We start from the raw sequence: 25,620 nt of genomic DNA on the forward strand, positions 1-25,620 counted from the left end.
AAACCCGCCCTACGGTCGCGCATCGATGAAGCGCAGGCCCACGCCGGGCTCGGTCGCGATCCAGCGCGGTGCAGCCGCGTCGTCGCCGAGCTTCTGGCGCAGTTTCGCGGCGAGGATCCGCAGGTAATGGGTGTCGTGCTGGTGCGTGGGGCCCCAGAGTTCGCGCAGCAATTGCGGCTGGGTGACGACACGGCCGGCATGACGCACCAGCAACGCGAGCAATGCATATTCCTTGCGCGACAGGGTTATGGTCTCGCCGGCAAGGCTGACTTCGCGGCGGGCCAGATCCACGCGCAGATGGCCGTCGTCATACAGCGGCGGTGCATCAGCCGGTTGGGCGTGGAAGCGCAGCAGGGCACGCACGCGCGCCATCAGTTCCTGCACGCCGAACGGTTTGGTGACGTAGTCGTTGGCGCCGGCGTCCAACGCCGCGACCTTCTCGGCTTCGCCCGCGCGCACCGTGAGTACGATCACCGGCACCTGCGACCACTGCCGCAATGACTGCAGCACGTCGTGGCCATCCATGTCGGGCAAGCCGAGGTCGAGGATGACCAGATCCGCGCCGTGTGTGGCGAGCGCCTCGAGGCCTTGCTGCCCCGTCTCGGCTTCCATCACCGCATAACCCTGTGCGCGCAGACTGATCTCGAGGAAGCGACGGATCTGCGGCTCGTCGTCGATCACCAGCAGCTGTGCCGATGAGGCGGGAGCGCGATCCTGATCGTGAGGCTGCATCATGGTTGCGCCGGCGCGGGTTCGAGCAGCGGCAGGATGATGCGCAGGATCGTGCCACCGCCGGGATTGGGCAGCGCGTCGACTTCGCCGCCGTGTGCACCGATCATGCCGCGGCAGATCGCCAGGCCCAGCCCGGTACCCTCGCGACCACGGTCGCCTCGGCTGACGCTGTAGAACATGTCGAAGATGCGGCGGCGTTCGTCTTCCGGAATGCCCGGGCCACGATCGCGAACCTCGATACTCAAGCGCGTGGGCTCGAGGCGGCGCGCATCGATCACGATGACTTCGGTCGGCGAAAAGCGCGCGGCGTTTTCCAGCACATTGAACAGCGCCTGTTCGATCAGCGCCGGATGCACCCAGATCAGGCCGGCGTCGGCGGCGACATGGACCTCGAAGCGCGTACCCGGCTGATAGCGCTGCAGCCGCGTGATCGCCGAGCCGATCAGTTCGTCGACGCCGATCCAATCGCGATTGATCGCGAGTTCGCCATGCCCCAGCCGGGTCATGTCGAGCAGGTTCTGGATGTAGCGGTCCAGGCGTTCGCCTTCTTCGTGGATAGTGGCGAGCAGCGCATGCCGATCGGCGGAATCCATAGCATCGCCATAGCTGTCGAGGCTGTCGGCCGCGCCAATGATCGAGGCCAGCGGCGTGCGCAGATCGTGCGAGACCGACGACAGCAACGCGGAACGCAGGCGCTCGGTTTCGCTGGTCATGCGTTCGGCCTGCAGCTGTGCCGCGAGACGCACGCGCTGCAGCGCCTGGGCGATGCCGTCGGCCATCGAGCGGGCCAGTTGTTGCTGGGCGTCGTCGAGACGCGGCGTGTGCGTCGCGCGCTTGAATCCGAGCATGCCGAGAGTGCCGTGCGGGGCACGCAGTGGCAGGAACCACCAGCCGTGCTCCTCCACCGTCTCGCGCGCGTTATCGTTGGCGCCGGCCGCGATGGCCGCGGGTTCATCGAGACGCAGCCACACATCGGCTTCCAGTCCGTGACGGAAGCTCGCGTGCGCCGCTTCGATCACGGCGGCTTCGTCCGCAGCGACCGCCAGGCGTTGTGCCAACTCCTGGCGCGCCTGCGCGTTCCGGTTGGCAACGCGCAACGCCTGCACCTGCATCGCCAACGTGGCCGCCATGCGTCCGGCGAGCAGGGCCGCGGCCAGGAACAACGCCACAGTGACCACGCCCTGCCAGGCGCTGATGTACAGCGTGTAGCGCGGGGCGATGAAGAAGAAGTTGTAGGCCAGAAAGCACAACACGGCGGTGAGCACCGCCGGGCCGGTGTGCGTGCGCGACGCGACGACGAGCACGGCGAGCATGAATACCAGCGACAGATCGCTCAGGCCGAGCCAGCGTTCGGTGAGCGCGGCGACGGCGACCGCCAGTGCGGCGCCGGCGATGGCGAGCGCATAGCCACCAGACGGGGGCGGGGTGCTGGATGCGGTCGCTGGAGAGACAGACGTCGGCATGACGCGCATTGTGCCTGCGATTGTCCTGGCGGCACTCGGGATGTGCGCTCGGCGCCGCGGAATTTACGCGGAATTTACGTCGGCGCGGCGCGTGGTGCCTTTCGCCTTTACGCCCCCCAATCGAACACTGCGCCCAGCAAACGCCACGCACCGGTGGCGTCGAGACGTCTCGTGAATACCGTCACCACCCACTCTTCCTTCCATGACGACAGCCATGGCCAGACCGGCTTGCGCACGATGATGCTCGGTGCGATCGGCGTGGTCTTCGGCGACATCGGCACCAGCCCGCTATACACGATCAAGGAGGCCTTCACCCCACACTACGGCCTCACGCCCGATGCGTCGACCGTGCTCGGCATCCTCTCGCTGGTGTTCTGGTCGCTGATGATCGTGATCACGGTGAAGTACGTCGCAGTGATCATGCGCGCCGACAACGAAGGCGAAGGCGGAATCATGGCGTTGACCGCGCTGGCGCAGCGCACGCTGCCGGCGGCGTCGAAGGCCGGGTACGTGATCGGCATCCTTGGCGTGTTTGGCGCAGCGCTGTTCTTCGGCGACGGCGTGCTGACCCCGGCGATCTCGGTGCTGTCGGCAGTGGAGGGTCTGCAGGTGGCGGCACCGGGACTGCAGAGCTGGGTGCTGCCGATCACCATCGCGGTGTTGGTGGTGCTGTTCGCTACACAGCGCTTCGGTACCGATCTGGTCGGCAAGGCGTTCGGGCCGGTGATCGTGGTGTGGTTCGTGGCGCTGGCGGCGATCGGCATTCACAACATCAGTGCCCATCCACACGTGTTGCAGGCGCTCAATCCCTGGTGGGGGCTGCGCTTCTTCCTTGACCATGGCTGGCACGGCATCTTCATCCTTGGTGCCGTGGTGCTAGCAGTCACTGGCGGCGAAGCGCTTTACGCGGACATGGGTCACTTTGGCCGTCGTCCGATCCAATACGCCTGGAACTTCATCGTGCTGCCGGCCTTGACGCTGAACTACCTTGGCCAGGGTGCGTTGCTGCTGACGAACCCGCACGCCGTGGAAAATCCGTTCTACCTCGGTGTGCCGGCGTGGGCGCTGTATCCGATGGTGGCGCTGTCGACCGTGGCGACCGTAATCGCCTCGCAGGCGGTGATCAGTGGTGCGTACTCGGCAACGCGTCAGGCCATCCAGCTCGGCTACCTGCCGCGCATGGCGATCCGCCACACCTCGCACACCACGATGGGACAGATCTACGTGCCGTCGATCAATTGGCTGCTGATGCTGGCGGTGATCGCCACCGTGCTCGGCTTCGGCAGTTCCACGGCATTGGCGACGGCGTACGGCGTGTCGGTGACCGGCACCATGCTGATCACCAGCATCATCCTGATCGTGGCGATGCGATCGCGCGCAACGCTGCCGCCGTGGCTGTTCTGGCCACTGGCCGCGTTGTTCGTGCTGGTCGACGTGGCGTTCCTGGCCGCGAACCTGGCCAAGTTCATGGACGGTGCCTGGTTCCCGATCGCGCTGGGCCTGGTCGTGTTCACGCTGCTGCGCACCTGGGGCCGCGGCCGCCAGTTGTTGCGCGCGGAGATCCTCAAGGACGGCATTCCGCTGGACAGCTTCCTGCCGGGCCTGATGCTGGCGCCACCGGCGCGCGTTCCGGGCACGGCGGTGTTCCTCACCGCGCAGAAGGGCATCGTGCCCAAGGCGCTGCTGCACAACCTCAAGCACAACAAGGTGCTGCACGAACGCAACGTGCTGCTGACCGTGGAGACCACCGGCAGGCCGTTCGTCGCGGCCGCTGAACGACTCAGTGTGGACACCATCGGCGACGAGTTTTACCGCGTGGTGGTGCGCTATGGCTTCATGGAAACGCCGGACGTTCCGCTGGCACTGATGCGCGCCAGCGACCTGGGCGCGGGCCTGTGCTTCGACCCGATGGAGACCACCTACTTCGCCAGCCGCGAGAGCATCGTGGCCAAGCCGCGCCGCGGCATGGCGACCTGGCGCGACCATCTGTTCGGCTTCATGCACCGCAATGCCGCGCCGGCGACGGACTTCTTCCGCATCCCGACCACCCGGCTGGTCGAGTTGGGGGCGCCGGTGGAAATCTGAATGCCCTCCGGTGGCTTCCAGCACATGCCGCTGGGCGATTTGCGTGCACCATGCGAACTCTCCACCGAACCTCCGGACGGCCATGCACCTCAACCGCAACCTCCTGTTCCTCGCGCTGGCCTGCAGCCTGGCCGCGTGCAAGCCCTCGACCACCGAAACCGCCACCGCACCGGCCCCGGCCGCCACCGCCGCCGCGCCGGTGTCGGGCATCGACCTGACCGGCGTCGACAAGAGCGTGAAGCCGGGCGACGACTTCGACGCCTATGCCAATGGCGCCTGGCGCAAGACTTTCCAGATCCCTGAAGACCGCTCCAACTACGGGGCCTTCACCGTGCTGGTGGAGACGGCGGAAAAGCGCAACGCCGAACTGATCAATGAACTGGCCGGCAGCAAGCCGGACGCCGGCACCGACGCGCGCCGCATCGCCGATTTCCACGCGGCGTACATGGACGAAGCCAGCATCGAGCAGCACGGCCTGCAATCGTTGCAGCCGCAGCTGGACGCGATCAGTGCGATCGCCTCGCGTGCGGACCTGTCGCGCGTGCTCGGCACCACCGTGCGCGCCGATACCGATCCGCTCAATGCCACCAACTTCTACACCGACAACCTGTTCGGCGTGTTCGTCGCGCAGGGCCTGCAGGATCCGGAGCACTACGTCGCCTCGCTGATGCAGGGCGGGCTGGGCATGCCGGATCGCGAGTACTACCTCTCCAACGACAAGGAAATGATCGAGGCGCGCAAGGCGTACGAGACGTACGTCGCCGCAGTGCTGAAGCAGGCCGGCGTCGCCGATGGCGAGGCCAAGGCAAAAACCATCCTCGCGCTGGAAACCAAGATCGCGCGTGCGCACGCGCCGGTCGTGGACTCGCAGGATGTGCACAAGGCCAACAATCCGTGGGACGTGGCCGCGTATCCCAAGCAGGCGCCCGGCATGGACTGGACCGCCTTCTTCAACGCTGCGGGCCTCGCCTCGCAGGCGAAGGTCGTGGCCTGGCAGCCGCGCGCGATTACCGGTCTGTCCGCGCTGGTGGGCAGCGAGCCGCTGCCGGTGTGGAAGGACTACCTCACCTTCCATGCCATCGATCATGTCGCCTGGAACAACGCCGTCCGCGGCCCGGGTGAACTGCCCAAGGCCTATGCCGACCTCGCGTTCGGCTTCCACGGCACCACGCTGTCGGGTACGCCCAAGGCGCGCGACCGCAGCAAACGCGCGCTCGACGCGACCAGCGCGGCGCTCGGCGATGCGGTGGGCAAGGTGTACGCGCAGAAGTACTTCCCGGCCTCGTCCAAGGCGATGGTCGAGGAGATGGTGCGCAACATCCTTGCCGCCTTCGACGAGCGCGTGGAATCGCTCGCCTGGATGACGCCGGAAACCAAGGCCAAGGCCCGCGACAAGGCCAAGGCGATGCGCGTGAGCGTCGGCTACCCGGATACCTGGCGCGACTACTCGGCGCTGGAAGTGCGCGCCGATGATGCACTGGGCAACCGCCTGCGCGCGGAACTGCAGGAATACCGCCACCAGATCGCCAAGCTCGGCCAGCCGGTCGACCGCGGCGAGTGGTGGATGACGCCGCAGACGATCAATGCGGTGCAGCTGCCGCTGCAGAACGCGATGAACTTCCCCGCGGCGATCCTGGAGAAGCCGTTCTTCGATCCCAAGGCCGACCCGGCGTCGAACTACGGTTCGATCGGCGCGATCATCGGACACGAGATCAGTCATGGCTTCGACGACACCGGCGCCGAATTCGACGCGCAGGGGCGTCTGGCGAACTGGTGGACGCCGGAAGACGCCAAGCACTTCAAGGAAGCGACCAAGAAGCTCGCCGACCAGTACAGCGCCTACGAGCCGTTGCCCGACCTGCACGTCAATGGCGAGCTGACCTCGGGCGAGAACATCGCCGACGTGTCGGGCATCACCATCGCGTACCTGGCGTATCGCAAGTCGCTTGGTGGCAAGGAAGCGCCGGTGATCGATGGACTGACCGGCGACCAGCGTTTCTTCCTCGCCTACGGGCAGACCTGGCGCAGCAAGATCCGCGACGCCGCGTTGCGCCAGCGCATCCTCACCGATGGCCACGCGCCGGCCGCGCAACGCGCGCAGACCGTGCGCAATGTCGACGCCTGGTATGAGGCGTATGGCGCGAAGCCGGGCGAGAAGCTGTATCTGGCGCCCGCGGATCGGGTGAAGATCTGGTAGCTCATGGAAGAACGGCCGCAGACGCGGCCGTTCTTCTTCGTTGAAGTCGTTTGCGGCAGATTCGGCCCGCTGAAACCGGCGTGGGCGTTGCAAGCCGTTGGCTGGCAACGCCCGCCCTTGTCGTCGCAGGTCAGAGCTGGAAGTCCTGTGGCGAGGTCTTCACGTTCTGCTTGAAATAGCTGACGGCCAAGAACACCCGCGAGCCGTCGTGCATCGCGTAGTCGAAGCCCGCGGGCCGGCCATCGGCGCCGAAGAACGCGAACGCGCGCGCAACGCCGGTTCCCCACACCATCGGCGTTACGCGCGTGCCCATGACCGGACCTTTCGGGTCGAGCGCGACATCCTTGGCCACGCCGAAGCGGCTCAGCTCGCCGACGCTGGCGAGCAGCGCGGAAGCCAGCGGATCGACGACCTCGTCGACCTTGGCCTTGCCATAGGCGCCGGTGGCGAGATCCAGCCACTGCACCGTGCCACCCGCGGCGACGGCCCGGTATTCGTTCTTGGCACCCGGATTGATCGTCAGGCGGAAGCGGTCGGGACGCTCGAACAGCACTGTCGCCGTATAGACCGTGGGCGCGGCGTAGCCGCCCTTGGTGTCCACGGGGCCGTACAGCGAGACGCGGACTTCGAGATAGCCGCTATAGGTCGTCTTGTCGTAGGCGCGAAGCTGGTCGGAGCCCGACTGGGCATGCGTGGGTGATGCCGCGGCGAACGCCAGCAGCATCACGAACGATGAGAAAAATTTCATGGCCTTACCTCGCAAGAGGCGCCGCTTGAGCGACGCAGGTGTTCGCATCGCGTGCCGTCAACGGCAACCCATGCGCGCCAGGGTGCGCAGTGGCGACGGCGGCGTGTTTGGTCCGGTTGCACTGCAGCGCGCACCGAGGTCGGGCACCAGCCGCGCCACCTGCACTGTGGTGGACGCATCGAGCCCTGACGGAATGTCAGGTGCCGTGGCAGTGGCATCGAAACATTCTCCGGGCATCAGCGTTTGCGAATAGGTGCCTCCGCCGCCCGACAACGTGATCAAGATTGCCACGCCGTTGGTGTTGCACAGGGATTGCAGGCGCAGGTTCGATGAGAATTGCGGCGGCCCGGGCAGCATCGCGGGCGCGTTCACCGGCGATGCGCCCGCGCACATACCGTCATGCACCAGCTCACGGCTGAAGGGATCGGTCCGCGTCACCGTGACGGTGTTGTCGATGATGGGCGTGCGCTGGATGAAGACGCGGTGGCCGTCTTCGAAACGAGCGGTAGGAATCAGCACGCTGTCGCGGTCGATGTCGAACGTCACTGCGACGCTGTCGGCGGCGGGAACGAAATCCAGCCCGCCGGCATAGGCGTGGAACGATGTGCTGGGGAACGACTCGGGAGCGCTGGAAATCGCCACGTTGGGGAAATGCACGCTGCAGTCGACGTCACTCGGGCAGGGCTCGCCCACTGTTAGGTCGTAGGAGGCGCGCAGGGTGTCGCCGGGACAGAACTGTGCGGGTTCCACCTTGCCCAGCGCGGTGATGGCGCGGCGGTCTAGCTTGCAACCATTGGCGAAAAGCAGGGTGGCGATCGTGACGATGAAAAGCGGAGAGTACTTCCATGGACGCATGCGCATTTGAAGCTCTTGATGAAACCGCGGCCGAGCGGCCGTTGCGCGGTACATTCCCTAATCACGCAGAGTCCGGCGGTAAGCGGACACCGGCTATCAGAGGACCAATCGACGAGGTCCATCCGATGAAGCTTTCATCCTCACGAAAGTGAATCTGGAACCGTTAGCGCCAACGCGAGCCACTGGAACGCGGACGGTGCGCTCTTCGACGCGTGGTAGGGCGTGTGGAGTGCAAACGGACGGCGACGTGAGTCAGCGATTCGACATCAGCGGGTTGTCTCAGAGAGTCCGTATTAACTGGAAACGACGTCCAGATAGCGCGCGAACGACGCATCCACCGCATTGCGTCCGCCGCCGATGATGTTGCGGTCCCAGGTGTAGCCGAACACGTCGTCGAAGTCGTAAGCCGACAACAGTTCCTGCATGTGGCGCACAGCTGCAGGCTTCATCGGCATGAAGTTGGGATAGCTGTACATGAAGGTGACATGGCGGCGGTCGGACACCACCTGCAGCGCATCGCCCGGCAGCAGCGTCGTGCCGCGCGGGCCGCTCTTCCAATGCAATGCGGTGCTGCCGTCGAAGTGGCCGCCGACGCGCAGCAAGGTCACATCGTGGGAGAGCTTGAGTACATCGCCGCTCCAGAAGCGGATGTGCTTCGACGGGCGCTGCACCCAGGCGCGGTCGGCTTCGTGTAGCAGGATCGGCACGCCGCCCAGTGCTTCGCTCCACTCCACCATTGAGGTGTAGAAGTGCGGATGCGAGATCACGATCAGGTCGACGCCGCCGCGTGCGCGCAGCGCAGCGACCGCTTCATCGGTGACCAGGCTCACGCATTCCCACAACACATTGCCCAGGTCGGTCGTCAACAGCAGCGCGCGCTGCGGAATGGCGAAGTCGACGGGCAGGCCAACGCCGAGCAGGCCAGCGTCGTCCTCGATGCGCAGGCGGTACTTCCCGGCAAGCTCAGCATGGGTGGTCCAGGTCTGGCCGTTCCAGCCGACGTACTGGCGCTCGTCCTCGCACACCACGCAGTGGTCGGGCGGGGTGGCGGAGTCCGCGTACTGGGTGCCGCAGGTCTCGCAGATGTAGCAGGTCATCCTGGTGTCCTCGAAGCCGGGTCTTGGTGAGCCGATGGCGCTACCGTAGGCTGGTGCTGGCTCCGGAAGCAGGCCAGTAGCAATGAGTTCGAAGGAACCAGTTTTCGAGTTCCCCATCCGTTTCGACACCGCCGATGGCAGTGGCCGCACGCATCGCCTGCACGAGCAACTGCGCGCGGCGATCCTGGACGGCCGACTGGCCGCGGGCGCGGCGCTGCCGTCGACGCGCCAGGTCGCGGTCGGGCTCGGGATCGCACGCAATACCGCGATTGCGGCGTACGACCTGCTGATCGCCGAAGGCTACGTGCTGCCGCGACCCGGCGCGAAGGCCGTGGTCGCCGACATCGCCACGCGGCTGCAGCAGCGCGCCGCGCCACGCGCGCCCGTGGCCGGCGATCCGCGGATCAATCCGTACTGGCACGAACCCGGTGCGCACGACCTGCCCAGGCGCACGCTGCCGCCGCGCAGCTTCCGGCTCGGCCTACCTGATCACCTGGGCTTTCCACACGACGTCTGGCGCCGCCTGATGGCGCAATCGCTGCGCACCTGGTCGAAGACCGCGTTCGCTTATCCGCCGTCGCAGGGCATCCCGATGCTGCGCGAAGCCATCGCCAAGCACGTGGCGTTCGCGCGGGCGGTTGCGTGCACCGCGGAGGACATCGTGGTCACGTCCGGCGCGCAACAGGCCTTCGACCTGTTGGCGCGACTGCTGGTGACGCCGGACAAGACCACGGTGGCGGTGGAGGATCCGGGCTATCCGCCGTTGCGCGCGGCCTTTGCCGCGGCCGGGGCGACTTTGTTGCCGGTGCCAGTCGACGACGAGGGCTTGTGCGTCGATGCGTTGCCGCCTGGTGTGCGTGTCATCAGCGTCACGCCTTCGCATCAGTCACCGACCGGCGTGGCGCTGTCGCTGCGCCGACGCACGGCACTGCTCGAGTACGCGCGGGCACATGATGCGGTGATCGTCGAGGACGATTACGACGGTGAGTTCCGCTATGGCGGCCGCCCGCTCGATGCGTTGCAGACGCTGGATCGGGAAGCGCGGGTCTTCTATGTCGGCACTTTCACCAAAAGCCTGTTCCCCTCGTTGCGTAAAGGCTTCGTGGTCGTGCCCGGCTGGGCGCGCGAAGCCTTCCTTGCGGTGAAGCACGTCGCCGATTCGCATTGCGACACGATCACGCAGTCGGTGCTGGCGGCCTTCATCCGCGACGGGCACCTGGCGCGGCATGTGCGGCGGATGCGGGGCGTGTATGCGTCGCGACGCGATGCCTTGCTCGATGGAATTTCGCGCGAGTTGTCGCCGTGGCTGGTGCCGATTCCGTCGGAAGCGGGGCTGCATCTGGCGGCGCGGATCCGCGATCCTGCGCAGGCCGAGTGGGTCATTGCGAAGGCGCGGCAGCATCTGCCCGGCGCGCTGGCGGCGAGCGATTATTCGATGACGTTGCCCGCGGTTCCGGCTGTGATCGTCGGCTTCGGCGTGATCGATGAGGAAGAGATCGCGCCGGCGTTGCGGCGGTTGCGTGAGGCGCTGGAAGCGGCCTAAAAAAGGCGAGATCGCACCGCTTGCTCGGTTATCCCTCGCCCCGCTTGCGGGGAGAGGGACAGCGTTGCGTCAGCAACGCAGGGTGAGGGGATGTGTGCGCAACGGCAACAGCGAAAGCGCCCCTCATCCGCCCTTCGGGCACCTTCTCCCCGCGTAGCGGGGAGAAGGAAAAATCATGCGTTCGGAGGGCAGGGGCGAACTACTCCGCCTTCACCCGCAACCGCTCCAACACCCCATCCAGCGAATCCAGATCGCTGTAATGGATCACCAGGCGGCCCTTGCCGCCGCGGCCGTGCAGAATGCTCACCTGCGTGCTCAGCGACTCGGACAGTTCGCGTTCCAGCGTGGCGATGTCGGCCTGCGGTTTGGCCTTGATCGGCTTCGCCTTCGCCGTGCTGGCAACCTTGCCGGCGGCCAGCAGCTGCGCGCGGTGCTCGACTTCGCGCACCGACCAGCCGTTGTCGGCGGCCTGGCGTGCGAGCGCGATCGCAGCCTGTGGCGCCAGCGTCAGCAGCGCGCGGGCATGGCCCATTTCCAGCGCCTTGGTTTCCACCAGTACGCGGATCTCGGCCGGCAGTTCCAGCAGGCGCAGCAGGTTCGAGACCGCGGCGCGCGAACGGCCGACCGCGTCGGCGGCCTGCGCGTGGGTCAAATCGAATTCGTCGATCAGGCGCTGCAGCGCGATCGCTTCTTCCAGCGGGTTGAGGTCTTCGCGCTGGATGTTCTCGATCAGCGCCATCGCGACCACGGTGCGGTCGTCGACTTCGCGTACCACCACCGGCACTTCGGCCAGGCCCGCGAGCTGCGAGGCACGCCAGCGGCGTTCGCCGGCGATGATTTCGTAGGCCTTGCCACCGATGTCGCGCACGACGATCGGCTGGATCACGCCCTGCGCGCGGATCGAATCGGCGAGCTCGGAGAGCTTGCCCTGATCCATCGTGCGGCGCGGCTGGTACTTGCCCGGCGTCAGCGCGTCGACCGGCAGGTTGCGCAGCATGTCGCCCGGCTGGGCTTCGGCGAGTGTCGGCGCGTCGGCGGCGGCCTTCGGGCCGAGCAGCGCTTCCAGGCCGCGACCCAGGCCGCGCTTCTTTGCTGCGCTCATGCCGCGGTCTCCTTCGCCACCGCGGCGCCGTTCTTGCCGGCCTGCTCGCGCTCGCGTGCGCGGCGCAGTACTTCACCGGCCAGGCCCATGTAGGCGATGCCGCCGCGGCTGGCGCGGTCGTAGCCAACGATGCTCTGGCCATGGCTGGGCGCCTCGGCCAGGCGCACGTTGCGCGGCACGATGGTGCGGAAGACGCGGTCGCCGAAGTGGTTGGTCAATTCCGCCGACACTGCGTTGGCGAGGTTGTTGCGCACGTCGAACATGGTGCGCAGCACGCCTTCGACTTCAAGCTGCGGGTTGAGGTTGGCCTTGAGCGCATTGATGGTGTCGAGCAGTGCGCTGATGCCTTCCAGCGCGTAGTACTCGCACTGCATCGGCACGATGATCGAATCCGCAGCGGTCAGCGCATTGAGCGTGAGCAGCGACAGCGCCGGCGGGCAGTCGATCAGGATGTAGTCGTAGTGCACGCGCAGCGGTGCCAGTGCCCGCTTCAGGCGCTGCTCGCGCCCGTCTTCGTTCATCAGGCTGATTTCTGCCGCGGTCAGCTCGATGTTGGCCGGCAGCAGGTCGAACTCTTCGGCGGTGCGCTTGAGGATCTTGCTCGCGTCGGCTTCGCCCAGCAGCACGTCGCAGATCGAATCCTCGATCTCGCGCTTGTCGATGCCGCTGCCCATGGTCGCGTTGCCCTGCGGGTCGAGGTCGACCAGCAGCACGCGCTTGGGTGTCTTGGCCAGGGCAGCGGCCAGGTTCACGGCGGTGGTGGTCTTGCCGACTCCGCCTTTCTGGTTGGCGACAGCGATGATGCGGGCCATGCGGCTCGTTGCCTCGGGTATTGCGGTGGATGGCCAGACGACAGGCCGGACCGGGGATTATGCCCGCGCTCGGCGGGGCGTGCCGGGTCCGGGTGCGATGAATCGGAAGTAGGGCGGATCTTGACCCGCCGCCGGCACTCCGGTGCGTTCAAACGGCGGGTCGAGACCCGCCCTACGCCGTGTGGCGGACCTCGATCAGGTGGCGTTCGCCGGTCACGCCGGGGACCTGGAGCGGGTGCGAGGCGGTCGCCGTCCAGCCGGCCGGCAGGCCGGCAATCTCGTCGGCGGGGTAGACCCCCTTCATTGCCAGCAGCACGCCATCGGGTTTGAGCAGGTGGCCGCCGAGCTCGACGATCAGCGGCAGGGTCGCCAGCGCGCGCGCGGTGATCGCGTCGTAGGCACCCGGTTCGTCCACCGCCTCGATCCGCGCCTCAGCCACGCGCACGTCCTTGAGCCCCAGCTGGCGTACCGCCTCGCGCAGGAAGCGCGCCTTCTTGCCGTTGCTCTCGACCAGGGTGACCTTGAGCCCGGGTTTCACGATCGCCAGCGGGATCCCGGGCAGGCCGGGGCCGGTGCCGAGGTCGGCCAGACTGCCGCCGCGCGCCGCCAGCGCATCGACGAAGGGATGCATGGCCAGCGAGTCGAGCAGGTGCTTGCCGACCATCTCGTGCGGATCGCGCACGGCGGTCAGGTTGTAGGTCTGGTTCCAGCGCGCCAGCAGCGCCAGGTAGGCGAGCAGCGGTTCGGCGAAGGCGGGGTCCAGGCCGAGCTCGCGCAGGCCGGATTCGAGCGCGGGGCGCAGGGTCGGGGGCAACGTCATCGTGGAATTATGACGGCTGCGGCTCGCCTGCACGCCATGCGAGGGTGGCGACGTAGCCCGAGGCCGGGGCGAATTCGTGCACCGACCATGCCTCGGCCGGGCCCAACGCGGCGTCGCATTCGACCAGTGCCAGCTCGGCGCCCGCCGCCGCGAAACGCAGTTTTTCCAGGCCGAACGAGAGCCCGTGGCCGTGCGCCTTCAGCACGGCTTCCTTCGCGCACCACAGGCGCAGGAACGCGAGATCGCGTGCCGCGCCGGCGTCGAACGCGGCCAGCCAGTCATGCTCGGGTGCGGTGAAGAAGCGCCGCGCTAGCTCGAGCGCGCGCGGCCGCGCATGCAGGCGCTCGCAGTCCGCGCCCACCTCGATGCCATTGCCCAGCACGATCAGCAGGCCGTCGCCGCTGTGGCTCCAGCTGCAGTCGAAGCCGGCATGCCGGGGCCCGAGGCGGGGCCGGCCGCGGGGTTCGCGGCGCAGATCCAGGGCCTCGGGCGCCACCCCCAGCGCGGCAGACAGCCAGCTTCGCGCGACCGGATCGGTCGGCGTGCCGTGCGCGTGGGGGTGCCAGCTCCAGCGCAGGGGGCCGTTTGCGATCGCGTCGGTGAAAGCCATACGGCCGGATGTTGACGAAGGTGCCGGTAACATAGCGCACGGGGAAAGCGGCTCCCGACGGGAGCCTCTTACAGGGAACGCATGTCAGCAGTCATTCGCACCATTGCCGAGTTGCCACATCACCGCGCCTTGGCCGCAGGTTCGTCGCAGCGCGTATTCGCGTTCGGCCCCGGCGGCACGATCACGCTCGGCCAGTTTGCCGCCGAGGTGCGCGCGGTCGCCGCATCGCTGCCGCACGCCGGCTTCGCACTGAACCTGTGCGAAGACCGCTACCGTTTCATCGTCGCGTTATGCGCGGCGGCGTTGCGGGGACAGACCACGCTGCTGCCGCCGTCGCGCGCGCCGGCCGTGGTGGCCGAAATGCTTGCGCAGCACCGCGATAGCTACGCGCTGACCGATGCGCTCGCCCACGGCGAGGCCGCAGTCGCCGCCGCGCATCCGCAATGGTGCCTGCCGGCGGTACTGCCGCAGTCCGACGGGGATGCGCTCACACTGCCCGACGATCTGCTGGTCGCGATCGGCTACACCTCGGGCAGCACCGGGAAGCCGAAGCCGAATCCGAAGACCTGGGCATCGTTTCGCGCCAGCACGGCGCAGAACCTGGCCGCCTTGGCCGACCTGCTCGATCACGCCGCGGAGACCCCGCTGGTCGCGACCGTGCCGCCGCAGCACATGTACGGCATGGAGATGTCGGTGCTGCTGCCTTTGCTCGGTCCGGTCGCCGTGCATGGCGAACGTCCGTTCTTCCCTGCCGATATCGCCCGTGCCCTGCACGATGCGCCCACGCCACCGCTGCTGATCACCACGCCCGTGCACCTGCGCGCGCTGTTCGAATCCGATGCGCAGTTGCCGCGCCTTCGCGGCATCGTCTCGGCCACCGCGCCGTTGTCGCGCGAGCTCGCACTCGCGGCGGAAGCGCGCTTCGGTTGCGAAGTGCGCGAAGTGTTCGGTTCGACCGAGACCTGCGTGATCGCGCGCCGTCGCACCGCGCACGAGGATGCGTGGACACCGTTGCCCGGCGTGCAGCTGATGCCGCAGCCCGATGGCACCGCGGTGGAAGCGCCGCATCTGGCGCAGCCGGTCGTGCTCGCCGACCTGGTGGAAGTGCACGCCGATGGTCGTTTCGAATTGCGCGGGCGCAATGCCGACCTGATCGAGATCGCGGGCAAACGCGCGTCGCTGGGCGATCTCACCCGTCGCCTGCTCGCTGTTCCCGGCGTGCGCGATGGCACGGTGTTCCAGCTCGATCCGTGTCCGCGCACCGGCGTCGCGCGTCTGGCCGCGCTGGCTGTTGCGCCGGAGCTGAACGAAGCCGCGGTATTGACGGCGTTGCGTGCGCATGTCGACGCAGTATTCCTGCCGCGTCCGTTGCGCCTGGTCACAAGTCTGCCTCGCAACGAGACCGGAAAGTTGCCGCGCGCCGCGCTCGCGGCATTGGTGCAGTAGCCCCTCCGAGCGCGAGATCGCAGCGTAATTCACGGGATTTTCATCGCTTCGGCGCGCGCTTTTTCGCAGACGTCGCCATCACGCCTGCGCGCCCACACTGCCCTTGCCCCGTCGAAGCAGAGACAGCTCCGACGATCACTATCTAGGCCGGCAGGAGTACACGCACATGATGGGTTTCATTGTTTGGCTGATCGTAGGCGGCATCATCGGCTGGCTGGCAAGCCTGGTCATGCGGACTGATGCTCAACAAGGCATCTTCCTCAACATCATCGTCGGCATTGTCGGCGCGTTTCTGGGCGGCTGGATCGGCCAGATGCTCGGCATCGGCGGTGCGGATATCAACAATGGAGCGTTCAACGTAGGCAGTCTGTTGTTGTCGCTCGTCGGCGCAGTCGTTCTGCTGGCGATCATCAACCTGTTCCGACGCGGTCGCGTGCGCTGAACGCCCCCGTTCTGTAACGCACGTCGCGCGGTGTGCAAAGGCCCGGAAATCCGGGCCTTTGCTTTGCACGTCACGCGATTTCAACCCACACCGGGGTGTGGTCGCTGGGGCGCTCTCGCGTTCGCGGTGCCGTATCGATACCGGCGCCGACGCAGCGGTTGCGAAGTGCCTCGCTGATCAGGACCAGGTCGATGCGCAGGCCCCAGCCGCGCTCGAAGGCGCTGAGCCGGTAATCCCACCAGCTGTGGTGGCCGGGCTGGTCATTGAACAGGCGGAAGCTGTCGTGCAGGCCGAGGTCGAGCAGGCCGCGCAGCGCGTCACGCTCCGGCGTGGAGCACAGGATCTTCTCGCGCCAGCGTTTGGGGTCGTGCACGTCGCGGTCGTCGGGAGCGATGTTGAAGTCGCCGAGCACGACCAGGTTGGGGTGCTGGCGCAGTTCCTCGCGCAGCCATTCGCGTACGGCTTCGAACCAGCGCAACTTATAGGCGAACTTCTCGCTGCCGACCGCCTCGCCGTTGACCACGTACAGGTCGACGATCCGGACGTCACCGACCGTGGCCGCGAGCACGCGCTTCTGCGGATCATCGAAGTTGGGAATCGCGGTCACGCATTCCGCCGCGAACGGCAGGCGGCTGAGCAGGGCGACGCCGTTGTAGGTCTTCTGCCCGCAGAACACGCTGCGATAGCCGAGTTCGGCTAGTGCCGCGTCGGGAAATTTGCTGTCCTCGAGCTTGGTTTCCTGCAGGGCGACGACGTCCGGGCGGAATTCCTGCAGCCACTGCTGCAGATGGGGCAGGCGGACGTTGAGCGAATTGACGTTCCAGCTGGCGATTTTCATGCGCCAGAGTGTAGCGAGCATGCCGCTGCTTTGTAGAGCGGAGCTTGCTCCGCTGCTTCGGTCATGTGTCGTAGCGCCGAGCCTGCTCGGCGGACTTCTGGTTGTGGGAGAGGCGCACCGCGCAGGCGCGGCGCTACAAAAAGCAGCGGAGCAATCTCCGCTCTACAAAGCCGGGGGCGGCGTGGCGGCGGGCTAGAATGTATTGATGAACATCCGCCCCTATCTCGATAAGACGCCGGTCCTCGGCGAACGCTGCTACATCGACCCGGCCGCCAGCGTCATCGGCGACGTGGTGCTCGGCGAGGACGTTTCGATCTGGCCCGGCACCATCGTGCGCGGCGACGTCAACTTCATCCGCATCGGCGCGCGGACCAACATCCAGGACGGCACCGTCGTCCACGTCAGCCATGACGGCCCGCACGCCAAGCTCGGCGGCTTCGCCACCGTGATCGGCGAGGACGTGACCATCGGCCACAAGGCCGTCATCCACGCCTGTCACATCGAGGACGCGGTGCTGATCGGCATGGGCGCGATCGTGCTCGACGGCGCAGTGGTGAAGAAGCACGGCTTCGTCGGCGCCGGCGCCCTGGTCGCACCGGGCAAGGTGGTCGGCGAGGGCGAGCTGTGGCTGGGCAATCCGGCGAAGAAGGTGCGGATGCTCACCGAGGCAGAAATCCAGGCGCTGTACTACTCGTCGCAGCATTACGTGCGGCTCAAGAACGCCTACCTGACCGGCGCGGCCTGAGGGGCACGCGCCGAGGTTTCGCCGGTGATGCCTCAGCGGCTAAAGTCAGCGTCGGGGAAACACATCACAAAACCGGGGAAATCATGGATCCGTACAACAGCGCCGACGCGCATCTGCCCAAGCAGCCGCCTGGATTGCCGCCCGCATTGCCGCCCGCATTGCCGCCAGCGAATCCGTATGCCGCGCCCGCGGCTCGTGTGGCCGACATGCGCGACGACGAGGTGCTGGTGATGTCTTCGCGCGGCTCGCGCCTAGGCGCAGTGCTGCTCGATGGCGTCATTCCAGGCGCCGTGGCGATGGTGTTCGCGGTGATGTTGCCGGCCTTCGGCAGCAGCGCGGACGGTGGACTTTCCATCGGCGGCAGCGTGGTGGTCGGATTGTTCGTGCTGGGCCTGATCGCTTTCGTGGCCATGCAGCTGATCCTGCTGTATCGCCACGGCCAGACCATCGGCAAGAAGCTGGTCGGCATCCGCATCGTGCGCACCGACGGCAGCCGTGCCGGGTTCGCGCGTCTCTTCTTCCTGCGTGGGTTCGTACCCGGCCTGATCGGCGCGATCCCGCTGCTCGGTCCGCTCTTCAGCCTGGTCGACGCGTTGTTCATCTTCGGCGAAGAGAAGCGCTGCGTGCACGACCTGATCGCGGACACGATCGTCGTCGACGCCTGATGCTCGATACCTACCGCGAAGTCGTCACACCCGAAGGCGTGGCCCTGCACCTGCCCGCGGCCGGACCGGTGCCGCGCGCGCTGGCCTGGGCCATCGACCTGGCCATCCGCATGGCGGCGCTGATGGTCGCGAGCATGGTGCTGGGATTGCTCGGCACCGCGGGGATGGGGCCTTACCTGGTGCTGATGTTCGCGGTGTTCTGGTTCTACCCGGTGTTGTTTGAAGTGCTCGATCGCGGTCGCACGCCGGGCAAGCGCGCGCTCGGGTTGCGCGTCATCGCGGTCAACGGCGCGCCCGTCGGCTGGCTCGCCGCCTTCACCCGCAATCTGCTGCGCACCGTGGACATGCTGCCGTTCGGTTACGCCACGGGCCTGGTCGCAAGCCTGGCCGATCCCTGGGGACGCCGCCTGGGCGACATGGTCGCGGGCACGCTGGTGGTCCACAACGCGCGGCCGCGCGAACGGCAGGCCGCGCTCGCAGGCGCCGCGCTGGCGCCGGCCGTCGTGCTGCTGCCGCACGAACAGGCGGCCGTGGTCGCCTTCGGCGAGCGCGGTCCGCAACTGACGCCGGAACGCCAGGCCGAACTCGCCGATCTCGCCGAACCCCTGGTGCAGGCGCGCGGCACGCTCGCGGTGGCGCGCCTGTACGGCATCGCCAACTGGCTGCTGGGACGCCGATGAGTCGCCGCAACGTCCATCCTCTCTTTGTAGAGCGGAGCTTGCTCCGCTGCTTTGGCTCCTGCGCGTTTGGCAACAGCAACAACAGCAACAACAGCGGAGCAAGCTCCGCTCTACAAGGCGGGAGCGGCGGGTGAGGCAGGAAATCTTCGTCCAGCGCCACCAGGCCGAATGGACGGCGCTCGAGCAGTGGCTCGAGGCGCGCGGCGACAACGCACGCAAGGCGCGCGCGCACCGGCGCGAATGGCACGGCCTGCCGGATCACGAAATGCCGGCGCGTTATCGCCGGCTGTGCCAGCAGCTCGCGCTTGCGCGCCGCCGCGGCTACAGCCCGGTGGTCACCGATCACCTGCAGCAACTGATGCAGCGCGGGCACGGCGTGCTCTACCGCACGCCCTCGCCGCGCTGGCGCCGTGCGGTCGAGTTCCTGCTCGCCGGCTTCCCGCGCCTGGTGCGCGCGGAGAAAGGTGTGATGCTCGCGGCCCTGGCGCTGTTCGTGCTGCCGCTGTTGACGATGTACATCGCCATCCAGATCCAGCCCGATCTCTCCAGTGCGCTCTACGACCCAGTGCAGCTGGCCGGCATGGAGGACATGTACGACCCGAACGATCCGCAACGTGCGCTCGGCCGCGACGACGGCACCGACGTGGCGATGTTCGGCTTCTACATCTGGAACAACATCAGCATCGGCTTCCGCGTGTTCGCCAGCGGTCTGCTGGTGGGGCTGGGCCCGATCCTGTCGCTGGGCACCGAAGGCATCCGCGCCGGCGCGATCGCCAGCCACCTGCAGGCGGTGGGGCATGGCGATCCGTTCTGGCGCTTCGTCTGCGGCCACGCCGCCTTCGAACTCACCGCGATCGTGATAGCGGGCGGTGCGGGACTGCGCCTGGGCCTCAACTTCATCGCGCCGGGCCAGCGTCGCCGTATCGATGCGCTGGTCGAGGCCGGCCGTCGCGGCGCACTGCTGTGCGTGGGCGTGCTGGTGATGCTGCTGATCGCCGCCTTCATCGAGGCCTTCTGGTCGTCGATCGGCTGGATGCCGGCATGGATCAAGTATTCGGTGGCGGCGGCGCTGTGGAGTGGTGTGTTCACGTGGCTGCTCGCCGGTGGGCGCAACGCGCTGTACGCGGAGGAGAGCCGATGAGCGCGCGCTCAGGATCGGGATCATGAGGATCGAAGATCTCAACGTCGCGCTGCGTCCGCGCACTGCGTGGGAGGCCGTCGAACTCGGCACTGCGCTGGTGCGCCGGCATGCGGCCGCGATATGGACGCCGTGGTTGCTGGTGACAGTGCTCGCGTGGACGGTCGTCAACGCTCTGTGCTGGTCGATCGGTGCGATCTGGCTGGCGAGCCTGCTGATGTGGTGGCTGAAGCCGGCGTTCGACCGCATCCCGCTGTATGTGCTCTCGCGTGCCGTCTTCGGCCATGTGCCGGCCACGCGCGAGACCGTGCGCGCGCAATGGTCGTTCGGGCGCCGCTGGCTGCTGCCATACCTGACCTGGCGACGCCTGAGCCCAGTGCGCAGTATGTATTTGCCCATCGATCTGCTCGAAGGCGGCGTCGGCGAGGAGGCGCGCATGCGTCGCGGCGCCCTGGGTTCACCCGCGTACGGCGTGGCGGCCCTGGTGCAGCTGGTCATGGTGCATTTCGAAATGGTGCTGGTGCTCGGCATGCTGTTCACGGTGATGCTGTTCGCGCCCAACGACCTGCTGCAGGAAACCGGTGCGCGGATGTGGAACGCGCTGGAATCGCAGGAAGACTGGGTCCAGCTCGCAAGCAACGCGCTGCTGTGGTTGGCCGTAAGCGTGCTGGAGCCGTTCTATGTCGGTTCCGGTTTCGGCCTCTACCTCAATCGCCGCACCGAGATCGAAGCCTGGGACATCGAAATGGTGCTGCGCCGCCTGCGCAAGCGCCTGGCGAATGCCGCCGCGCCGTTGCTGTTGCTGTGTGTGCTGTCGCTGGGTGCGCTGGCACCGGTGCGTGCGCAGGACGAGCCCTTCGTCGATGAAGACGAAGCGACTCAGACGGTGGAGGCCGCGCCGGCCGATGCAGCACCGTCGTCGACCCTGCGCGAGGTCTTCGGCGACGAGGTTCTCGATGACGACGACTGGCGCCAGTCGATCAAACGCGCCTACGAGGATCCGCGCGTCAGTCCGAAGCGCACGTTGACGCAGTGGGTGCCCAAGGATCCGCAAAAGCCCGCCGACCCGAAGCAGTGGCGCGGATTCGCCGGCTTCGGCGCATGGCTGGCGACCATCGGCGAATACGGCCTGTGGATCGTGGTCGGTGCGCTGGTGCTCATATTGCTGCTCACCGCGCCCAAGTGGCTGGGTTGGGTGCGCGATCCGGCGCGGCGTCGTCCGCAGAAGGCGGAGGAAGTCCAGCACGAGGTGGCGCCGCAAGAGGCGCCGCTCCCCGACGATGTGCCGGCCGCGGCGCGTCGCCTGTGGCAGTCGGGTCATCAGCGCGATGCGCTGGCTTTGTTGTATCGGGCCAGCGTCGACGCGATGACTCATCGCGCGCATGTCGTGCTGGTTCCCGGCGCGACCGAGGCGCATACGTTGCGTGCATCGCGCCAACTGCCCCTCGCCGAGGATCGCGAACTGTTCGCGCGCGTGGTGAAGATCTGGCAGATCGCGGCGTATGCGCATGGCCTGCCGGGCGGCGATGAGTTCGAGGAACTGGTTGGGCAGTTGTCGCAGCGCTTCTTCCGCATGAAGACGGGAGCGCCGGCATGAACGCAAAACGCGCGGGACGCCCCAGTCTGCTCGTAGTGTTGCTGGTCCTGCTCGGCCTGGTCGCGGCCTTCGGCCTGATCGGTTGGTGGCTGCACACCCACGAGCGCGTGCAACGCGTGGTCGACATGCCACGCACGGGCGAGGCGCGGCGCAATCCGTTGTTCGCCCTGCAGGTTGCGCTGGAGAAGGACGGCATTGCGGTGAAATCGCGCCGCCGCCTGCAGTTGTTCACCGAGGGCGCCCGCGAACCCGTCGTACCGCTGGCGCCTCGCGACACGCTAGTGCTCTACAACGATCCGCGCGCACTCAGTACCCGGGAAGTCGATGCACTGCTGCAGTGGGTCGGGAACGGCGGACACCTGATCGTACGTACGCCGCCGCTGGGTCTGCTGGCGAGGAATTCGCCGGTGCCGCTGCTGGGCAAATTGCAATTGCTGGCGCTCGACCAGGAGCACAGCGGCTGCGAGGACGTGACAGGCGCGCACGCGCATCCGATGGACACCGCGGAGGCAGTGGCCAAGGCGGTCGAGATGGGCGATGAAGGTTCGGGCTTGATGTTCTGCGGCGCGCGCCGTTTCACCCTGACCGGCGCCAATCCCGTCCACAGCTGGGGCGACTTGCAGAACGGCTACGTGTTCGCCCGCGTGCAGCGCGGCCGCGGCAGCGTCGATGTGCTCGCCGATCTGGATTTCCTCGGCACTGACAATCTCGACGACGCGGCCAGCTATCAGCTGACGCGCCAGCTGCTGCAGCCCAACCACGATGCCGGCACCGTGCACCTCGTCTATGCCACGCAGATGCCGTCGCTGTGGGCGACGATCATCCGGCATAGCTGGATGGCGTGGGCACCGTTGCTGCTGGCGCTGGCGTTCTGGCTGTGGCGGCGCATGCAGCGTTTCGGCCCGGCGTTCGCCGCGCCGACGCTGGAGCGCCGTTCGCTGCTCGAACACATCACCGCCAGCGGCGAACTCGCCTATCGCTACGGCTACGCGCACCTGCTGTACGACGCCGCGCGCAATGCCTTCCTGTCGTGCCTGCGCCGCCGCGATCCGCAGGCGGCTGCGCTGCAGGGCGAGCCGCAGTTGATGCTGCTCGCCGAACGTTTCAAGGACGTACCAGCCAGCGAGATTCGCGACGCGCTGCTGCCGCCGTTCGCGAACGACCACACCGCCTTCCGCACCCGCATCGCCACCCTGATCCGACTGAGAAACCGACTATGAGCGACACGCTGATCCCACCGCTGGCACCGGACCATGTCGCTGCACCGCGCGCGATCGAACCGATCATCGGCGCGGCCCTCGCGGAGCGCGCCGCCGCGATTCGCGACGAAGTCGGCAAGGCCTTCATCGGCCAGGCCGATGCGCTCGACCACGTGCTGATCGCGCTGCTCGCCGGCGGTCACGCCCTGATCGAAGGCGTGCCCGGTCTGGGCAAGACGCTGCTGGTGCGCGCCTTGGCAAAGGCGCTCGACTGCGGCTACGCACGCGTGCAGTTCACGCCCGACCTGATGCCGAGCGACATCAGCGGGCATGCCGTGTACGACCCGAAGACCGAGACCTTCAATATCCGTCGCGGCCCGGTGTTCACCAACCTGCTGCTCGCCGACGAAATCAACCGCGCCCCGGCGAAGACCCAGTCGGCGCTGCTGGAGGCGATGCAGGAACAACAGGTGACGATCGAAGGCCACAGCTTTGAACTGCCGCCGCCGTTCCTCACCCTGGCGACGCAGAACCCGGTCGAGCAGGAAGGCACCTATCCCTTGCCGGAGGCGCAGCTCGACCGCTTCCTGCTCAAGGTCCTGATCGGCTATCCCACGCGCGCGGACGAGAAGAAGATGGTCGCCGCCGTGAGCCAGGGACGCATGGCTTCCGATTTCGATCTGTCGCAGGTGCGGCGCGTGGTCGGTCCGGAAGAGATCGTCGCGATGCAATTGGGCACCGCGCAGGTGACCGTCGATGACGCGGTGATCGACTACGCGGTGCGCATTGCCGCAGCCACGCGCGACTGGGCCGGCATCGCGCTCGGCGCCGGTCCGCGCGGCAGCCTTGCGTTGGTGCGTGCGGCGCGCGCGCAGGCGGTGCTATCCGGCCGCGATTTCGTCACGCCCGACGACGTGCGCGAAATCGCCAAGCCCGCCCTGCGTCATCGCATCGCGCTGGCGCCGGAGCTGCTGATCGAAGGTCAGGAACCCGACGACGTGCTGCACGCGCTGCTGTCGAAGGTGGAGGCGCCGCGGCAGTGAGTCTGGTCCGCGATCCAGGATGTTCCGTTCGTCCTGAGCGTAGGCGCGAAGCGCCGAAGTCGAAGGACAACCCGGAAGCCACGGGTCCTTCGACTCCGCGCCTCCGGCGCTACGCTTCCTTCGACTCCAGCGACTACGCCGCCTACGCTTCCTTCGACTTCGGTGGCTATGCCGCCTACGCTTCCTTCGACTTCGGCGGCTACGCCGCCTACGCTCAGGACGAACGGTAAATATCCAGGTCATGGCGACGAATCCCAACCCACAACGCAGCTGGCCACGCCCAGCACCAGCAATGCTGTTACTGCTGGCGCTATGGGCCGCGCTCGGCCTGGCCGCGAGCATCGAGGCCGTGCCGGCGGCCGCTTGGTGGTTCGCGGGTCTGGGCTTGCTGTTGCTCGGCGCGCTCGACGCCTGGCGTGTGATCGCGTCGGCCACTCCCAGCGTGCAGCGTCGCGTGCCGGACACCTGGCCGATCGGCGTCGAGCGGCCGGTGACGTTGAAGCTGGAAACCGCGAGCGCGCAGCGACTCGATGTCTTCGACCTGCATCCGGGCAGCTGGGCGATGCACGGCCTGCCGCGCCGCCTGCAACTACGCCGCGGCGAAGCCACCAGCTTCGAATACGCGCTGCGCGCCAACGCGCGCGGCGACTTCGTCTTCGACGGCGTGCAGGTGCGGCTGCATTCGCCGTGGCGGCTGTGGTGGCAGTCACGCGTGGCCGGCGAGCCGCAGCGCGTGCGCGTGTTTCCGAACTTCGCGCCGCTCGCGCGCTTTGCGATGTTCAGCGCGGAACAGGCCTCGCGCCTGGTCGGCGCGCATGTGAAGCGCCGGCGAGGCGAAGGTACCGACTTCCACCAGATGCGCGAATACCGCGTCGGCGACAGCCTGCGCCAGATCGACTGGAAGGCCACGGCACGCGCCCGCCGCCTGATCTCGCGCGAATACCAGGACGAGAAGAACCAGCAGCTGGTGCTGCTGCTCGACACCGGTCGACGCCTGCTCGCTCGTGATGGAGAACTCGCGCATTTCGACCACGTGCTCGATGCCGCGCTGGTGGTGTCCTATCTCGCGTTGCGTCGGGGCGACGGCGTCGGCCTGCTTGCCGCCGGCGGCGACAGTGCCTGGGTCCCGCCGCAGCGCGGCGTCGGCGCGATCGACAACCTGCTGCGCGCGACCTATGCGCTGCAGCCCAAGCCGGTGGCCACCGATTTCTTGCAGGCCGCGACCGAGCTCTCGCTGCGCCAGCGCCGCCGCGCGCTGGTGATGCTGGTCACCAACCTGCGCGATGAGGATATGGACGATCTGCTTGCCGCCGTGCAGATGCTGCGCAAGCGTCATCTGGTCTGCGTGGCGAGCCTGCGCGAAGCCGCGCTCGACGAGACCCTCGCGCAGGATGTACACGATCTGCCGTCGGCGATCCGCGCCGGCGCCACCGCGGAGTACCTGGCCAAGCGCAACGCCGCGCACGATGCGCTGCGCAGCCACGGCGTGATGGTGCTGGATGTCGCCTGTGAGCAGCTGGCGGCGGCGTTGGTGGAGAAATATCTGGCGGTGAAGCGCGATGGGTTGCTCTAAGCGATTGCCGTGGTCGAAAGTGTTCGTCCCCAAGCTGGTATCGATCCCGGATTGCAACGCGGAAAGGTGACGTCGTCGGCCAAAAACGTCGATGCATGCTCCGCCACCCCGATGAACGGATCATGCCGATAAAACACCGCTAAAAGGGCTGGTCGCGACGTCGCGATTTCACTAGACCGGCACATCGCGC

The 25,620-nt window shown here is 67.3% G+C and carries 22 protein-coding genes and 1 pseudogene; 13 read left to right on the plus strand and 10 right to left on the minus strand.

What is annotated here, in order from left to right; genetic code table 11:
- Positions 1-9: 9 nt before the first annotated feature.
- Together ACYVGK_RS01850 and ACYVGK_RS01855 are read right to left on the minus strand one after the other, a co-directional pair.
- Complete coding sequence (locus ACYVGK_RS01850) at positions 10-732, minus strand: response regulator (protein WP_460731525.1); 723 nt, start codon at positions 730-732, stop codon at positions 10-12.
- Positions 732-2,135: pseudogene (locus ACYVGK_RS01855) on the minus strand (sensor histidine kinase); the annotation flags it as partial. The gene ACYVGK_RS01850 and the pseudogene ACYVGK_RS01855, both read right to left, overlap by 1 nt.
- 297 nt (positions 2,136-2,432) lie before the next feature.
- Between ACYVGK_RS01855 and ACYVGK_RS01860 the strand changes: the two are divergent.
- The gene (locus ACYVGK_RS01860) at positions 2,433-4,280 is read left to right on the plus strand and encodes a potassium transporter Kup (RefSeq protein ID WP_460732419.1); all 1,848 of its coding nucleotides are present in this window, start codon (positions 2,433-2,435) and stop codon (positions 4,278-4,280) included.
- Between the two features lie 82 nt (positions 4,281-4,362).
- A complete protein-coding gene (locus tag ACYVGK_RS01865) occupies positions 4,363-6,477 on the plus strand; it encodes a M13 family metallopeptidase (RefSeq protein ID WP_460731526.1) in 2,115 nt (704 codons plus the stop codon).
- A gap of 130 nt (positions 6,478-6,607) precedes the next feature.
- Here ACYVGK_RS01865 and ACYVGK_RS01870 read toward each other — a convergent pair whose 3' ends face one another.
- The 3 genes from ACYVGK_RS01870 to ACYVGK_RS01880 all read right to left on the minus strand — a co-directional run bounded on the left by ACYVGK_RS01870 (position 6,608) and on the right by ACYVGK_RS01880 (position 9,177).
- Positions 6,608-7,225, minus strand: coding sequence for a LolA family protein (locus ACYVGK_RS01870; RefSeq protein ID WP_460731527.1), 618 nt, complete (start codon positions 7,223-7,225; stop codon positions 6,608-6,610).
- Between the two features lie 57 nt (positions 7,226-7,282).
- Positions 7,283-8,134: a hypothetical protein gene (locus tag ACYVGK_RS01875; RefSeq protein WP_460731528.1), complete on the minus strand. Its 852-nt coding sequence runs from the start codon at positions 8,132-8,134 to the stop codon at positions 7,283-7,285.
- A 239-nt stretch (positions 8,135-8,373) separates the two neighbouring features.
- Positions 8,374-9,177 (minus strand): MBL fold metallo-hydrolase, encoded by an 804-nt coding sequence (locus tag ACYVGK_RS01880; protein WP_460731529.1) that lies wholly within the window; start codon positions 9,175-9,177, stop codon positions 8,374-8,376.
- Between the two features lie 82 nt (positions 9,178-9,259).
- On the opposite strand from ACYVGK_RS01880, the gene pdxR reads away from it, so the two are divergent.
- Positions 9,260-10,720, plus strand: a complete 1,461-nt coding sequence (gene pdxR, locus ACYVGK_RS01885) for a MocR-like pyridoxine biosynthesis transcription factor PdxR (protein ID WP_460731530.1) — start codon at positions 9,260-9,262, stop codon at positions 10,718-10,720.
- 199 nt (positions 10,721-10,919) lie between these two features.
- Here pdxR and ACYVGK_RS01890 read toward each other — a convergent pair whose 3' ends face one another.
- The 4 genes from ACYVGK_RS01890 to ACYVGK_RS01905 all read right to left on the minus strand — a co-directional run bounded on the left by ACYVGK_RS01890 (position 10,920) and on the right by ACYVGK_RS01905 (position 14,064).
- Positions 10,920-11,822: a ParB/RepB/Spo0J family partition protein gene (locus ACYVGK_RS01890; protein WP_460731531.1), complete on the minus strand. Its 903-nt coding sequence runs from the start codon at positions 11,820-11,822 to the stop codon at positions 10,920-10,922.
- Positions 11,819-12,634, minus strand: a complete 816-nt coding sequence (locus ACYVGK_RS01895; RefSeq protein ID WP_460731532.1) for a ParA family protein — start codon at positions 12,632-12,634, stop codon at positions 11,819-11,821. Before ACYVGK_RS01895 ends, ACYVGK_RS01890 begins: the two co-directional genes overlap by 4 nt.
- A gap of 172 nt (positions 12,635-12,806) precedes the next feature.
- Positions 12,807-13,454: a 16S rRNA (guanine(527)-N(7))-methyltransferase RsmG gene (rsmG, locus tag ACYVGK_RS01900; protein ID WP_460731533.1), complete on the minus strand. Its 648-nt coding sequence runs from the start codon at positions 13,452-13,454 to the stop codon at positions 12,807-12,809.
- Positions 13,455-13,461: 7 nt separating this feature from the next.
- Entirely contained in the window at positions 13,462-14,064 is a 603-nt protein-coding gene (locus tag ACYVGK_RS01905; RefSeq protein ID WP_460731534.1) for a 4'-phosphopantetheinyl transferase family protein, read from the minus strand.
- An 81-nt stretch (positions 14,065-14,145) separates the two neighbouring features.
- On the opposite strand from ACYVGK_RS01905, the gene ACYVGK_RS01910 reads away from it, so the two are divergent.
- The gene (locus tag ACYVGK_RS01910) at positions 14,146-15,510 is read left to right on the plus strand and encodes an AMP-binding protein (protein ID WP_460731535.1); all 1,365 of its coding nucleotides are present in this window, start codon (positions 14,146-14,148) and stop codon (positions 15,508-15,510) included.
- Between the two features lie 169 nt (positions 15,511-15,679).
- Complete coding sequence (locus ACYVGK_RS01915; protein ID WP_460732420.1) at positions 15,680-15,952, plus strand: GlsB/YeaQ/YmgE family stress response membrane protein; 273 nt, start codon at positions 15,680-15,682, stop codon at positions 15,950-15,952.
- A gap of 70 nt (positions 15,953-16,022) precedes the next feature.
- On the opposite strand, the gene xth is transcribed toward ACYVGK_RS01915, so the two are convergent.
- The gene (gene xth, locus ACYVGK_RS01920) at positions 16,023-16,790 is read right to left on the minus strand and encodes an exodeoxyribonuclease III (RefSeq protein ID WP_460731536.1); all 768 of its coding nucleotides are present in this window, start codon (positions 16,788-16,790) and stop codon (positions 16,023-16,025) included.
- A 205-nt stretch (positions 16,791-16,995) separates the two neighbouring features.
- On the opposite strand from xth, the gene ACYVGK_RS01925 reads away from it, so the two are divergent.
- From ACYVGK_RS01925 to ACYVGK_RS01960, 8 genes are all read left to right on the plus strand, one after another.
- A complete protein-coding gene (locus ACYVGK_RS01925; RefSeq protein ID WP_460731537.1) occupies positions 16,996-17,535 on the plus strand; it encodes a gamma carbonic anhydrase family protein in 540 nt (179 codons plus the stop codon).
- 83 nt (positions 17,536-17,618) lie between these two features.
- Positions 17,619-18,200, plus strand: coding sequence for an RDD family protein (locus tag ACYVGK_RS01930; RefSeq protein WP_460731538.1), 582 nt, complete (start codon positions 17,619-17,621; stop codon positions 18,198-18,200).
- Complete coding sequence (locus ACYVGK_RS01935) at positions 18,200-18,880, plus strand: RDD family protein (RefSeq protein WP_460731539.1); 681 nt, start codon at positions 18,200-18,202, stop codon at positions 18,878-18,880. Before ACYVGK_RS01930 ends, ACYVGK_RS01935 begins: the two co-directional genes overlap by 1 nt.
- A 130-nt stretch (positions 18,881-19,010) precedes the next feature.
- Positions 19,011-20,021 (plus strand): stage II sporulation protein M, encoded by a 1,011-nt coding sequence (locus tag ACYVGK_RS01940; protein WP_460731540.1) that lies wholly within the window; start codon positions 19,011-19,013, stop codon positions 20,019-20,021.
- Between the two features lie 22 nt (positions 20,022-20,043).
- Complete coding sequence (locus ACYVGK_RS01945; RefSeq protein ID WP_460731541.1) at positions 20,044-21,615, plus strand: DUF4129 domain-containing protein; 1,572 nt, start codon at positions 20,044-20,046, stop codon at positions 21,613-21,615.
- Positions 21,612-22,835, plus strand: coding sequence for a DUF4350 domain-containing protein (locus ACYVGK_RS01950; protein ID WP_460731542.1), 1,224 nt, complete (start codon positions 21,612-21,614; stop codon positions 22,833-22,835). The genes ACYVGK_RS01945 and ACYVGK_RS01950 overlap by 4 nt, the downstream gene beginning before the upstream one ends.
- Positions 22,832-23,857: an AAA family ATPase gene (locus ACYVGK_RS01955; RefSeq protein ID WP_460731543.1), complete on the plus strand. Its 1,026-nt coding sequence runs from the start codon at positions 22,832-22,834 to the stop codon at positions 23,855-23,857. The genes ACYVGK_RS01950 and ACYVGK_RS01955 overlap by 4 nt, the downstream gene beginning before the upstream one ends.
- Before the next feature lie 292 nt (positions 23,858-24,149).
- Positions 24,150-25,430, plus strand: coding sequence for a DUF58 domain-containing protein (locus ACYVGK_RS01960; protein ID WP_460731544.1), 1,281 nt, complete (start codon positions 24,150-24,152; stop codon positions 25,428-25,430).
- Positions 25,431-25,620: the final 190 nt, after the last annotated feature.

Source organism: Lysobacter tyrosinilyticus (assembly GCF_054779815.1).